Consider the following 13,717-nt stretch of genomic DNA (forward strand, 5'->3'; position numbering starts at 1 on the left):
CCGGTCAACTTCCGTGACCGAGTGGAGCTTTGGCCGGCCGCGCCCGTGACGATCAGCTCGGCCCCTTGGGAGCGGGTCCGGTTCCCCGCGTTGCTGCGGCCCCAGGCCGGGCGGACACTGTTCATATGACCCGCGGGCTTGCCCGTGGCGCCGGGCCGGTGGGCGGCACAAGGCCTCGGATGACACAAGGCCTCGACGACGCCGGCCCCGCACGGGTTTGCCCTCCACATTGCCTCGGCGGTGCCGGGGCTGCGATCCGGTCGTGGGAGGGCCCATGTCCACGACGTTGCGATTGGCGACCTTCAACGTCGAAAACCTCTTCGCCAGATGGCGGTTCCGAGAAGGTGTCGACCCCGCTACCGCGAACACACGCGGCTGGGTCGTCGAGCAGACCCAGTTCGAGGAACTGGGCGTCGATGACAAGGCCATCACGGGAGCGGCAGTGCGTGAGATCCGCGCGGATGTGCTCGCTCTCCAGGAGGTCGAGAACATCGACACCCTGAAGCACTTCCGGGCACAGGCCCTCGGCGGGCGCGACGAGTATCCCTATGTCGCGGGAGTGGACGGCAACGATCCACGCCTCATCGACGTCGCCGTACTGTCCAAGCTGCCGATCACCCGCATCCGTTCGCATCAGCACCTGATGGACCCGGGGAGTCCCACCGCGGGCCTGTTCTCGCGGGACTGCCTCGAGGTCGACGTCGAGGTGAGGGAGAGCGAATCGAAGAGCACGACCGTGACGCTCTTCGTCAATCACCTGAAGTCCATGATGGGCGGGCGCCCTCAGACCCGGGGAAAGAGACAGCGCCAAGCCGCGAAAGTGAAAGAGCTCGTCACCGGGCGATTCGGCTCCGCCTCCCCCGGAGACCATCCGTTCGTCGTCCTCGGTGACCTCAACGACTTCCTCGGGCCGGACGGCAGCTCCGGTATCGACGGCAGCTCCGGTATCGACGGCCTCGTGGAATGGGGCCAGCTCGAGAACGTGGTGACCCGCCTCCCTGAGGCCGACCAGTGGACCCACTTCTTCCGGGGCGGCGACGAGTACCGGCAACTCGACTACCTGCTCCCCTCGGCGTCTCTCGCCGAGGCGTCCGCGGAGTCGTTGCCCGAAATCCTCCGCAAGGGCATGCCACTGCGAGCGACCCGGTACACCGGGCCGCGGTTCCCGGGCGTCGGCAAGGACAAGCCCAAGGCGTCCGACCACGCTCCCGTAGTCATGAACCTCACCATCCCCTGAAAATCCTGAAACTCCTGAAAAAGCGGAGCTTATGGAATACGGAGCTCAAGCCTCGATCATTCACGTGCGCGCGCCGGCTTGAGGTGATCGGTCGAGGTTGAGGTTTCGTCCTGGTTCGTCCTTCGGGTGGTGGTGACGTTCCGGCCCGTGTGTCGTCACGGGTGGTCGTCGGTTTCCACGGGCCGAGGACGGGGCGGGTCTCCTCCTTCCGGAATCGGGGTCGGTGGGGTGGCAGTCAGCCGGGGGCGGGCAGGGCCTGGACGGCGCCCCAGGCGTCGACGATGTCGGTGGATGCGGGCCAGGCGGGGTCGAATTTCAGCTCGCGTCTTCGGGCGTGGTCGGCGAGTTTCGCGGGGACGTCCAGGAGTCGGGTGCGCAGAGTGGCGGGCTCGGCCCGGGCGAGTTTGCCTTCGGTGGCCAGGAGTTGGAACCAGCGGGCGAGGTCGGTGGCCAGGGCGAGGAGGGTGCACCAGGCTTGGTTGACCTTGAAGTAGCGGGAGGGCATCAGGTTGAGGGAGAGGGCCTTGCCGCGTCGGATGCCGGCCTCGACGTGGGTGTGGGAGCGGGCTCGGGCGTCGAGGAACTGCAGTTGCCCGCCGGTGGTGTTGGTGGCGATGGCCTGGTAGCGGTAGTCGGTCTTCTTCTCGTACGGCTTGAGCTCGCGCTCGTACTTGGGGTGGATGGGTTCGCGGCGAACGATCACCCGCATCCCTTCCGGCCAGCCGGTCAGGTCGAGCATGTCGGTGATCTCGACGAGGTCGGCGTCCTTGCGCGGCTGGCCCTTGTGGTCCAGGGCCGGCGTCCACGCGGTGGCCGGGACCTTGGCCAGGGCCTTCCAGAAGTCGTCGTCGCGGGTGTGGCCGACGGAGTACTCCCAGCGGTTGGCCGCGTTGCCGCCGCCGGAGGTGATCCAGGTGAGGAACTCCATCGTGGCTCCGGCGCCGTCGGTGCGGAACAGGACCCGGCGCCGACGGCGGGTGGGCAGCTGACGCAGGCCCTCGATACTCACCGAGATGTGGTCATCGGCGGTGTTGGATCCCGCCGATCCCGGCCGCAGCCGGTTGACCAGGAGTTCTTCGGTGTTGTCGCAGAACATCAACAGCGGGTGGTGGCCATATCCCTTGAAGTTGGGCTCGGCTCCCTCCTTGCCGGAATGCGCCGGGACGACTGAGGCGTCCAGGTCCAGCACCGTGACACCGGTCAGCTCCCGCCCGTTGACCTTGATCCAGGGAAAGCCGCCCGGGCGCAGGTCGAGCTGCTGGTGGACGTGGATACGGGTCCGGGCCCGTGCGGAGGCGATCTTCGTCAGCTGGACCGGTCCGATCGCCTCCAGGGTCCGCCACAGCGTGGACGCCGAGGCCGGGCTGCCCAGGACCAGCGAGGTCTGGCGCATCACATCGATCCCGGCCATCGACCGCGCGCCCAGCAGGACCGCGCAGGCCGCCGAGACCAGGACCGTTCCCCGATCATGGACGGGACGGAAGCCCCGCCGCACCAGGGCAGCCCCGAGCGCGTCGGTCAGCCCGACCTTGTCCGCCAGACGCCGCACCGGCACGATGCCCGCCTTGCCCACCAGCTTCTTCCCGCTTGCGGACAGCGACAGATCATCGGCCCACTCTGTACGCTTCGACACCGGAAGGGTGCCTCCCCTGCACGTGATCCAGTCCTAGAGAAGCTGAATCATCGCAGGTCGGAAGCACCCTTCCTTCATGATGTGACCGACTGTCACTGCGACACCGGGCGCCATGAATTCGTGAGGCAAGCATGGCGCGCATCACCATCAACGGGGTGACCGTCGACCCGCTGGCCCAGAGAGACGAGCTGGCCGACGCATCCCTGATCGCCGAGGACGCCTCCCGGTCCAACTATCTGCTCGTCCAGACCGAGCACGTGCTCTCCGCAGAGGAGAAGGCACAACTGGCGCGGCTGGGTGCGGTGATCCACGAGTACGTGCCGGAGAACACGTATCTGTGCGGCTACCAGCCGTCCGACCTGGACGCGGTCCGCGAACTGCCCTTCGTGAGCTGGGCGGACGTGTATCTCGAAGGTTTCAAGATCGCTCCTTCGCTGCGCGGGGCGGGGCTGCGTCCGGACATCTCGGTCCTGCGGGCACCCGCCGACGCTCTGGCTCCAGGGACGCGCACCGTCGATGTCGTCCTTCACGACGATGTCGACCCGGCCTCGCACGAGGTGCGGCAGCGGATCGCCGCGGCGGCCGGTATCAGTCCCGACGACCTGCGTCCGGCCCGCGACAAACTGCGTGTGGAGGTGCCGGAGGAGTCCCTGGCCGCGCTCACGGCCTTGGACGAGGTGCGGCAGGTCGAAGCAGTCCCCGAGCGGAGTCTGTACAACAGCGTCGCACGGCCGATCCTGCACGCGGACGTGCTCGTGGACGGCAGCCCGCAGCAGGGAGAGGGGCAGGTCGTGGCGGTGGCCGACACGGGCTTCGACCTGGGCTCCACCACGGATGTGCACAGCGCGTTCACGGGCCGCGTCGCCCGCCTGTACGCCCTCGGCCGACCCACCCGTGCGGACGACCCCGACGGGCACGGCACCCACGTCGCGGGCTCCGTGCTCGGCAACGGCACGTCCGCCGCGATGGGCGGAGCCGTCCAGGGCACCGCGCCCAGGGCCACCCTGGTGCTGCAGTCGCTCATCGACCGTCGCGGCAGTCTCGGCGGAATCCCCGTGGATCTGCGCGACCTCTTCGCACCTCCCTACGACAACGACGGCGCGCGCGTGCACACCAACTCCTGGGGCTCGATCGAGCCGGGGCTGCCGTACGACAGAAGCGCGTTCGAGATCGACGACATGGTCTGGAACAACCAGGACCTCGTGATCTGCTTCGCGGCGGGCAACGACGGCAACGACCGGGACCGTGACGGGAGCGTCAACCTGGGGGACGTCGGATCGGAAGGTGCGGCCAAGAACTGCATCACCATCGGGGCCAGCGAGAGCGACCGCCCGGACATCGGCTCCACCTACGGCCGGCTCTGGGCCCGGGACTTCCCCGTCAACCCGCTCCGCGACGACCGTCAGGCGGACAACCCGGACGGAATGGCCGCCTTCAGCAACCGCGGTCCGACCCGGGAAGGCCGCAGAAAGCCGGACGTCGTCGGCCCGGGCACCTCGATCCTCTCCGCGCTGTCACGCGCCGCGGCGAGCGTGCCCGGGGACCCCTTCGGCGCCTCCGCGGACCCGAAGTTCCACTTCCTGAGCGGCACCAGCATGGCCACGCCCCTGGTCGCCGGCTGCGTGGCGGTCCTGCGCGAGACCCTGGTGAACAACGGCACCCCCGGCCGAGCGCCGCGCTCATCAAAGCCATGCTGATCAACGGCGCGGTCGAACTCCCGGGACAGTACACCCCGTCGGAGGCGGGCCCGTCGCCCAACAACAGCTCCGGCTTCGGCCGCGTCGACCTCTCCCACTCGGTGGTCCTTCCCGGAGACGACGAGCGTGCGGGCTTCAAGGAGGGCGGCCCGCTGGACCAGGGCGAACAGGAGCTGCTGCGCATACGGATCCCGGAGCGGGACGGCGGTCCGGAGCCGACGCTCAAGGTCACGCTGGTCTGGACGGACCCTCCCGGCGCGGCCCTGCAGAACGACCTCGACCTCGTCGTCCAGACCACCGACGGCCGTGAGCGCCACGGAAACATGGGCACGTCCGCCGGGTTCGACCGCGCCAACAACGTCGAACAGGTCCAGTGGGACGACATCCCCGTCGGAGACGTCACGGTCATCGTCCGCGCCCACCGCATCACCCGCTTCCCGCAGCCCTACGCCGTCGCGTGGCGCATTTCCTGACCGGCTGCCGGCTGCCCCGCCGGCTGTTGGCGGAGGCCGCGGACGGCGGCGAGGGGCCGTGCGCGGCCCCGGGCGGGACGGCCGCGAGACCCATCAGGAAACGTGCAGGAGCGGTGCGATGAACCTGTTGCCGGTCGAAGTCAAGGTGAACATCGAGAGTGACGTTCCGGCGGCTCTGACCGCACTCCGCGGCTCGCGCGGCGCGATGGTGACGCGTCGGATCTGGTTCGCCGAGGACCGGGATGGCGTCGCCGACGGTCGGGTGCTGTTGCTGGACGGCGGCGTGATCGTACGGTTCCGGATCGGTGGTGCTGCGGACGACCTGACCGTCAAGTTGCGTCCGTGCACCCGCGAGCAGCTGGTCGGCCGGTTTTCCGCCCGGTTCGACGCGGAGGCGTTCACGTACAAGATCGAGGAGGACTGGTCAGGGAACCGCCGTGTGCTGGCCGCCTCCCTGGCGCACGGTCACCCGCCGGGGGCGCTGTCGGGCGGGGGGTGCAGCCCGGGGCTGATCCGGGTGCGCCGATCGACGCGGTGCAGGACCAGTTCCTGCATGCCTGCGCGCCCGCCGTCAGAATCGACGGGCTGGTGGCGCTGGGGCCGATCCTCTCGATGAAGGTCGACGACGTTTCCCTCGACGACCTGGACGTGGACCTGGAGGTGTGGTCGGTCGCCGGTCTGGAATTCCTGGAGGCCTCGATCAGGGTGAAGCCCAAGGACGACGAAGCCGCAGAGGAGTTCGCCGCGCGGGCCGAGCGCAAGCAGCGAAAGCTGGAGGACGCCGTGCGGCAGCGAGGGGTGTCGCTCTCCGAGCACCCGGAGAACAAGACCCGACGCGTCCTCACCGCCTTGGCGGGGGCCGGGCGGAGCTGAGGACGGCGGCCCGGCCGCGCCGATCAACGCCCGCGAAACAGCTCGCAGAGGAGACAATCATGTACGGGCATGTGCGAACCGTCACCGGCAACGAGCCCATTTTCATGATCAAGGTGAGCGTCTACCGGCCCGACCTGACGCTCATCGACCACGCCTACACCGACAACGACGGCTACTACAGTGTGGAAGTTCCCGCCGGTGAACCAGTGACCGTACGGTTCGACACTCATCGCACGCTCACCAACGCACGGAGTTGGCAGCCCTCACTGGTCGCCAACGTGATCGCCGGCGACGACGCTCCCCTCGACCGCTACCTGGTGCCCGCCGGCCAGTTCCCCGATACGACGACAGGCGTGGACGTCCTCGGCGGTTTCCTTCTCGCCGCGGCGTCGGGCGACGCGGACAGGGAGGCGGACGCGGAAGACGGCTACGCCTCCTCGGCAGTCGCCCGCCTGAGTCAGATCAAACAGAACAGCCAAGTGCTTCAGGAAGTCCAACAGACCCTTCTCCGGTATTTCATGGAACACGCCTCGCCCAGTGACTCATCGAGCGCGGCTCCAGCCTGACGACCCCGGGGGCGCAGAGCGCCGCCCCGCGTGAGCCCTGTCTCACCTGGGCAGCACCCCTTGGCTATGCAACGAGTTGCATAGAAGGATCGGGGCATGGCGCTCGAGCACGCGATCCTCGTCTCCCTGCTGGAGAAGCCGGGCTCCGGCTATGAGCTGGCCCGGCGGTTCGAACGGTCCATCGGGTACTTCTGGACCGCCACACACCAGCAGATCTACCGCGTTCTCAAGCGCATGGAGAGCGATGGCCTGCTCGCCGTCCGTGAGATGCCGCAGCAGAGCCGACCGGACAAGAGGGAGTACTCCGTCGTAGGACCCGGCCGCGCCGCCCTCTCTCAGTGGCTGCACGAACCGATCCAACCCGAGGGCATCCGGCACGAGCTCGCTGTGAAGATCCGCGGCGCGGCCTTCGACGACCCGTCCGTGTTGATCCACGAGGTCGAACGGCACCGCCAGGTGCACCGCGACCGGCTCGCCCACTATCTCGCGGGGGAGCTGCGCGACTTCACCGGCCCGGCGGCCCCCACCCCCCTCGACGCCGGTCAGGAGCTGCAGCATGTCGTGCTGCGCGGCGGCATCGCATACGAGCGGATGACCATCGCCTGGCTCGATGACGTACTCGCCACCCTCCGCCGGCTCGGCACGCCACACCCGCAAGCCTGAACTGCCGGCCACCGCGGCCCGCGCTCCGCGACCCTCAGTCCTGCACCACGTACACCACCAGCCCACCCCCTTCACCACCCGCACCCTGCACCCTCAACCCTCGGAAGGCGGACCTCCATGGCCGACCCCCTCCTCTTCAACCCGCGCACCTACGACCCCGCGCAGTTCGACCCCGAGACCCGCAGGTTGCTGCGCGCCACCGTCGACTGGTTCGAGGGCCGCGGCAAGCGCAGGCTCATCGAGGACTACCGGTCCCGCGCCTGGCTGGCCGATTTCCTCGCCTTCGCGGCCAAGGAGGGGCTGTTCGCCACCTTCCTCACCCCGGCGAGCGCCGCCGGACACAAGGACCAGCGCTGGGACACGGCCCGGATCGCCGCCCTCAACGAGATCTTCGGGTTCTACGGTCTCGACTACTGGTACGCATGGCAGGTGACCATCCTCGGTCTCGGCCCGGTCTGGCAGAGCGACAACACGGCGGCTCGCGCCCGCGCGGCGGAACTCCTCGCCCAGGGCGAAGTGTTCGCCTTCGGCCTCTCCGAGAAGACCCATGGTGCCGACATCTACTCCACCGACATGCTGCTGACGCCGGACGGCAACGGCGGCTTCACGGCGGAGGGCTCCAAGTACTACATCGGCAACGGCAACGCCGCCGGGCTCGTCTCCGTCTTCGGCCGACGCACCGACATCGAGGGCCCCGACGGCTACGTCTTCTTCGCCGCCGACAGCCGCCACCCGGCCTACCACCTCGTGAAGAACGTCGTCGACTCCTCGAAGTACGTGAGCGAGTTCCGCCTCGCGAACTACCCGGTGGGCCCGGAGGACGTCCTGCACACGGGCCGCGCCGCCTTCGACGCCGCCCTCAACACCGTCAACGTCGGCAAGTTCAACCTCTGCACCGCCTCGATCGGCATCTGCGAGCACGCGATGTACGAGGCGGTCACCCACGCGCACAACCGCATCCTGTACGGCCGTCCCGTCACCGCCTTCCCGCACGTGCGCCGCGAACTGGCCGACGCGTACGTCCGCCTCGTCGGCATGAAGCTGTTCAGCGACCGCGCCGTCGACTACTTCCGCTCCGCCTCGCCGGACGACCGCCGCTACCTGCTCTTCAACCCGATGACGAAGATGAAGGTGACCACGGAGGGCGAGAAGGTCATCGACCTGATGTGGGACGTGATCGCCGCCAAGGGCTTCGAGAAGGACACCTACTTCGCCCAGGCCGCCGTCGAGATCCGGGGGCTGCCCAAGCTCGAGGGCACGGTCCACGTCAACCTCGCGCTGATCCTCAAGTTCATGCGCAACCACCTCCTGAACCCGGCCGAGTTCACGGCCGTACCGACCCGCCTCGACGCGGCCGACGACACGTTCCTGTTCGAGCAGGGACCGGCCCGCGGCCTGGGCTCCGTGCGCTTCCACGACTGGCGCCCCGCCTACGGCGCATACGCCGGCGTGCCGAACGTCGCCCGCTTCCGGGAGCAGGCCGACGCCCTGTGCGAGTTCGTCGCCACCGCGGCCCCCGACGAGGAGCAGAGCCGCGACCTCGATCTTCTGCTCGCCGTCGGCCAGCTGTTCGCGCTGGTGGTGCACGGCCAGCTGATCCTGGAGCAGGCCCGTCTGACGGACCTTGACGAGGACGTGCTCGACGAGCTGTTCTCCGTCCTCGTCCGCGACTTCTCCGCCTTCGCCGTCGAACTGCACGGCAAGGACTCCGCCACCGCGGATCAGCAGCGCTGGGCGCTCGGTGCGGTCCGGCGTCCCGTCGTCGACGAAGCGCGCTCGGGGCGCGTCTGGGAGCGTGTGGAGGCACTGGCCGGGGCATACGAGATGGCGCCGTGACAGCGAGCCCACGCCTGAGCACCCCGTAGACGGAGAGGCACAGCGGGGCTTTGCCGACCCACATCCGGCAAGGCCCCGCACCTGTCCCCAAGGACTGACGCTCGCCGTCCTGCACCTGCCGCCTGGGGCGTACCTGCGCGTGGGAGCCGCGCCGCATGCCCCGGCCCCGGACTACTTCCGTCGCGCGGACGTGTTCGTACTACATGGACGTCGTCCCCCACGCGGCAACCTCCGCGAACCCTCACCCGCCCGCACGCCTGCTGCAAACAGCCCGCGTCCTCCCGGACCGCCGGCCCTCATGCCCGTGCCGGGCACGTCCACCGAAGGAGAGCAGTGCCCCGATGGTCCGCCGCCCTGGCCGAGGCCGGCATCACTGACGCGAGGCTGCGGCGAGCGTACGACGCCCAGCGAAGCATGGTGCGCGAGTTCGCCCTGCACCAGTACGTCGCCGCCCGCCTGCTGCTCCCCGCGCGGCTGCACCCACCCGTCGTCGCCGTGGTCGCCTTCATGCACGAAACCGACGAGCGGATCGACGTCGGGGACCCCGACGTCCGAAAGGACGCACTGAGCTCGTGGGACCGCGAGGTGAGGGCGGCTCTCGACTCCGTTCCCGGCCCAGGGACGACTGAGCCCGCCCTGCTCCAGGCCCTCGCCGACACGGTATGCCGGCACCCACACCTGGCTGCACGCGTGCACGACTTCCTGGCCGGGGCGCCCGTCGAGGCCAACTGGACCGGCTTCGACACGGAGGCCGACTACCAGGCCTACATCGACAGCTACTCCCTGCCCGCCCTGATGCTCACCGCGTCGCTGATCGCGCCGACGCCGCAGGCAGGTGTGGACGGGCCGTTCCGTCAGGGATGCCGCGCGCTGATCGAGGCATGGCAGCGGGCCGACTTTCTGGCCGACCTGTGCGAAGACGCCGTGCAGGGCCGCATCGGCATCCCGCGCGAGGACCTTGCCAGGCACGGGCTGACTTTGGAGGACCTTCGCACCAAGTCGGACGCCTGCGTTCCCGCTCTGGGACGGCTCGTCAACGCGCAGACCGGCCTCGCCGAGGCCGCGCTCAGTGAGTGTCGGGGACTGCCGGACCTGGCCGAGGCACCCTACCGACCGTTTCTCCGGGCCCTGATCTCCGTGCAAGAGCTCCAGCTCCAGGCCGTACGACGCAAGGGGGGCTCTCTCCTTCACGGTGGGACGCGCCCGCCGACCGCGTCCACCCTTCGCGTTCTGGCGCGCGAGTACCGCGCTGCGCGAAGCCGGCAACGTCGATGGGGGCGACCGGCGGTGTCCTGACCGGTGCCATGCCGTGAGCCAGCGGACAGCATCGGTCGGACGAAGTCACTCGTGAACTCGCACAGGGCGTCGGTCTGCTCGGTGTGGACACACGCCAGCCCTACAACTCGATCCAGGACCCGTGGCAGTGGGCCCGGCCTGAACTGGCGGGCCCGCTCCTGCAGGCCACCGAGCCGCGTCGGGAGTTCCGCGCCCGCGCAGCCACGCGGCAGCCCTGGGTACGCAGACTCCATCCCAAGGCTCTGACGCCGCGAGCACCGTTTTGTCACGGCCGGGGGGGGCAACGATCGGGCCGGTTCGGTAGTCGTAGAAGCGACACGTATCCGTCTCCCGTGCTCGCCACCAACTGACTTTGACAGTGCTGTGGTTGGCAGCCCGGTCTGGTCATCCCTGGGAGGATGCATGAGACGCCTGGCCATGCCACTTGGCGACGGACAAAGCGGCGGGCGCGACATCGGCCCGCCCATCGCCACCCCACGCGCCCTGCGGCGCACGTTCGTCGGTCGCGCGACGAGCCGCGGTGTCGTGGTGGGGGCCGTCGCTGTTCTGCTGGCGGGGGTGGGCTCCTCGGCCGATGCAACGCCCAGCGGTCCGGTGGTCAGTGGTGCCACCGTCAACTCCGGACGTGACGTCATAGTGGGCATCACGCACGACGTGATGTTCCCTGTCACGATCACCGGATGGGATGACTCCGGCCTGTATTTCGCTGATGTGGATCTGAAGGTGCCGCACGGCGGCTTCTACACCACCGACACGTTCTGCGAGACCGCGACGGCATGCACGACGGTGTTCACCGTCAACGCCCACCCGGCCCCGGGCAGCGACGACCCGGTGGACCTGGCCAACGCCAACGCGGGAACATGGTCGGTCGACGCCTTGGTCGACACTCACACCGGCGATTCTGTCTTTGCCCCCGGCGTGCGGTCGTTCGGCCTCAAGCGTGCCGCGCGGCTCACGGTCGACGCCGCACCGGAACCGGTGGCGAAGGGCGCTCGTATCACGGTCACCGGCAAGCTCGTGCGGGCCAACTGGGACACCTACCGGTATGCGGGATACGCGGGCCAAGCCGTGAAACTGCAGTTCCGTCCCAAGGACAGCGGCACCTACACCACGGTGGCCACGGTGGCCACCAGCAACACCGGCACCCTGCGCACCACAGTCAAGGCGGTCAAGGACGGCTACTGGCGTTGGGACTTCACCGGCACCGCCACCACCGGCCCGGCCAAGGCAACGGGCGACTACGTCGACGTACGACCCTGATCCGGCCGGCACTACGAAGCCGGGTGATTGCTACGGCTGCTCCCGCCACGGCTGCCCGGTGCCGATCTTGGATGCGGCCCGTCAGACCTCGGTATGACCTTCCGTCAGCACAGTGAACGCACAGCCGCTCGCTTACCTCTTGCACGGTGCACACCCCCCAACTGAGGAGGAACGCGCCGTGCGTTCACAACGACGTATACGGACGAACCCTGCTGGGCCCCTGGCCCTCGTGCTCGCCGCGGTCGGAACCGTCCTGGCCGCGCCGCCCTCACCCGCCTCGGCGGCGGCCCCGGCCGCACGGGCCGATCTCCGTGCGGACGTGAACCGCGACGGGCGCGTTGATGTCACCGGAGGCACCGACACGGCTGGTGAGGACACCTGGTCCTTGGGCCGCGGAGCGGTCCACCTGCCCAACATCGACGATGACACCAAGCGCTGCCCGGTCACCGGACCAGGCGGAAGACCGCTGTCCGACGCCAAGCTGGCCGCGTGCAACGACGCCTCCGACACCCGGGTCAACGGGTCGGCTGACGCCGCCGACCTTGCCCGTATTCGCTCGGTGCCGATACGGGGCCTGCCGGCGGGCGCCAAGGGCAGCGTCAAGGTCGTCACGGGAGCCAAGTACACCCGCGTCTACCTCAAACGCGCGGGCAACTGGGTCGTGATCACGCCGCAGACCAGCTTGTCGGCCGCTGAGTTGCGCTCCGGCGTGGAGTTCGGGGTCGAGGCCACGGACGTGATCCGGGACACTCGGAAGTGGGACGGCAGGACGGTCATCCGCCTGACCGTGGCGGCGGGCGACCGGACCACCTCCGACTCGGTCACCCTGCGCGTCGCTCCACTCCTCACCCACCACCATCTGCAGCGGACCCAGCAGGTGATGGTCACCAAGCTGGGCCCCGACGAGGATTGGAGCGGGCTGCAGGGCAAGTTCGTCACCGATCTCAAGAGCGAAGTGGAGAAAGCAGGCATCACCCGGCCGCTCGTGACGTTCAGCAAGTACGGGGACTCCTGGGCGCAGGACTTCGTCGAGCCGGCTTACGTCAGCATGACCGGAACGGACGGGCGCCGGCGGGTGATCCGTGTGATGCTGCGCTCCGCGCAGCCGGACCGTGAGGCCGGTCGCGAGCTGTTCGAGAAGGTCCGAGGACGGGACATCGGAGTCGTGCAGGCCTTCGACAGGTCGGCACCGCCGGACTGGTCGCTCAACTCCATGGGGAACCTGGAGACCATCCCGCCGTACGCCCTGGGCGGCCGTTCCTTCCCGGCCGGACGGATCATCATGGGGTGGCGCAAGGACAGCGGCAAACGGCCCTCGGCGACGATGCGCACCCTGCTGAAGTCCCAGGGACTGCAGGACCCCTTGCTCCTGGACACCTCCTGGCTGGAAGTGGGGCACGTCGACGAGTTCGTGCAGTTTCTGCCGGCCGCCACCCCACGCGGCTGGCGCATCGGCGTTGCCGACCCCGAAGCAGGGCTGCGACTGCTGCGCGACGCCCAGCGCGCGGGTCATGGCGCCACCAAGTTGTTCTCCGTCCCGGGCCTCGGGGGCTCCCCACCGCTGCAGGAGACCATCGACCAGGCCCTCGCCTCTCGACATCTGGTGGCCGACAACACCATGGCGGCCCAGCGGATCGCGGCCAACCTGGCGACCCTCAAACGTGAGACCGGCGTGACCGACGACGAGATCGTGCGCGTGCCGGCCCTCTACACTCGCGGCTCGATGGCCCACGGGGAGGGTGGGGAGACGGTCCCCGTGCCGCGACTCACACGCATGGGTGGCAGCGCGTCCCTGCTGGACGGGCTGAAGGAGCATGGCCAGCAGCGGTGGCTGGCCGGGAACGGAAACGACTCCGCCGCGGCCACCCGGGCGGCCGTCGCGACGAGCGCGTACGTGCCCGGCGCGGTCAACGGCATCCTCCTCAGCCGCGACCGTTACCTTGCTCCCCGCCAATGGGGGCCCGTCATAGGCGGCAAGGACATCTTCACCCAGGCCGCCACTGCGGCCTACGTGCGGGCGGGTCTGAAAGTGTCGTACATCGACGACTGGTACACGTACCACCTCGGCATGGGGGAGGTGCACTGCGGCACCAACACCCTGCGTGATGCCTCCGCCGCATGGTGGCAGCAGCCCGCAGGACCGACGACGCCGTAGCACTTGGAGCCTCGGACACGACGTACTC

12 protein-coding genes are annotated in these 13,717 nt (G+C 69.1%); 11 read left to right on the plus strand and 1 reads right to left on the minus strand.

Features of this window, described 5'->3' with window-relative positions:
* The first annotated feature begins 274 nt into the window (after positions 1-274).
* The gene (locus ABIE67_RS44820) at positions 275-1,237 is read left to right on the plus strand and encodes an endonuclease/exonuclease/phosphatase family protein (RefSeq protein ID WP_370267544.1); all 963 of its coding nucleotides are present in this window, start codon (positions 275-277) and stop codon (positions 1,235-1,237) included.
* A 235-nt stretch (positions 1,238-1,472) separates the two neighbouring features.
* Here the strand turns inward: ABIE67_RS44820 and ABIE67_RS44825 are convergent, their stop codons facing one another.
* Complete coding sequence (locus ABIE67_RS44825; RefSeq protein WP_370251787.1) at positions 1,473-2,870, minus strand: IS1380 family transposase; 1,398 nt, start codon at positions 2,868-2,870, stop codon at positions 1,473-1,475.
* A gap of 131 nt (positions 2,871-3,001) precedes the next feature.
* Between ABIE67_RS44825 and ABIE67_RS44830 the strand changes: the two genes are divergently transcribed.
* From ABIE67_RS44830 to ABIE67_RS44875, 10 genes are all read left to right on the plus strand, one after another.
* Entirely contained in the window at positions 3,002-4,567 is a 1,566-nt protein-coding gene (locus ABIE67_RS44830) for a S8 family serine peptidase (RefSeq protein ID WP_370267547.1), read from the plus strand.
* Positions 4,561-5,040 (plus strand): hypothetical protein, encoded by a 480-nt coding sequence (locus ABIE67_RS44835; RefSeq protein ID WP_370267549.1) that lies wholly within the window; start codon positions 4,561-4,563, stop codon positions 5,038-5,040. Before ABIE67_RS44830 ends, ABIE67_RS44835 begins: the two co-directional genes overlap by 7 nt.
* Before the next feature lie 58 nt (positions 5,041-5,098).
* On the plus strand, positions 5,099-5,656 hold the full coding sequence (locus ABIE67_RS44840; protein WP_370267551.1) for a hypothetical protein: 558 nt from the start codon (positions 5,099-5,101) through the stop codon (positions 5,654-5,656).
* Entirely contained in the window at positions 5,653-5,913 is a 261-nt protein-coding gene (locus ABIE67_RS44845; protein ID WP_370267553.1) for a hypothetical protein, read from the plus strand. Before ABIE67_RS44840 ends, ABIE67_RS44845 begins: the two co-directional genes overlap by 4 nt.
* 59 nt (positions 5,914-5,972) lie before the next feature.
* Positions 5,973-6,479 carry a carboxypeptidase regulatory-like domain-containing protein gene (locus ABIE67_RS44850; protein ID WP_370267556.1) on the plus strand — a complete coding sequence of 169 codons (507 nt, stop codon included), beginning with the start codon at positions 5,973-5,975 and terminating at the stop codon, positions 6,477-6,479.
* A 96-nt stretch (positions 6,480-6,575) separates the two neighbouring features.
* A complete protein-coding gene (locus ABIE67_RS44855; RefSeq protein ID WP_370267558.1) occupies positions 6,576-7,142 on the plus strand; it encodes a PadR family transcriptional regulator in 567 nt (188 codons plus the stop codon).
* A gap of 117 nt (positions 7,143-7,259) precedes the next feature.
* Complete coding sequence (locus tag ABIE67_RS44860; protein WP_370267562.1) at positions 7,260-8,978, plus strand: acyl-CoA dehydrogenase family protein; 1,719 nt, start codon at positions 7,260-7,262, stop codon at positions 8,976-8,978.
* Between the two features lie 333 nt (positions 8,979-9,311).
* The gene (locus ABIE67_RS44865; RefSeq protein WP_370267566.1) at positions 9,312-10,274 is read left to right on the plus strand and encodes a phytoene/squalene synthase family protein; all 963 of its coding nucleotides are present in this window, start codon (positions 9,312-9,314) and stop codon (positions 10,272-10,274) included.
* Between the two features lie 402 nt (positions 10,275-10,676).
* Complete coding sequence (locus ABIE67_RS44870) at positions 10,677-11,534, plus strand: calcium-binding protein (protein ID WP_370267569.1); 858 nt, start codon at positions 10,677-10,679, stop codon at positions 11,532-11,534.
* Positions 11,535-11,712: 178 nt separating this feature from the next.
* Entirely contained in the window at positions 11,713-13,689 is a 1,977-nt protein-coding gene (locus ABIE67_RS44875) for a protein-arginine deiminase domain-containing protein (protein WP_370267572.1), read from the plus strand.
* The last annotated feature ends 28 nt before the right edge of the window (positions 13,690-13,717 follow it).

This window comes from Streptomyces sp. V4I8, assembly GCF_041261225.1.
Lineage (GTDB): Bacteria > Actinomycetota > Actinomycetes > Streptomycetales > Streptomycetaceae > Streptomyces.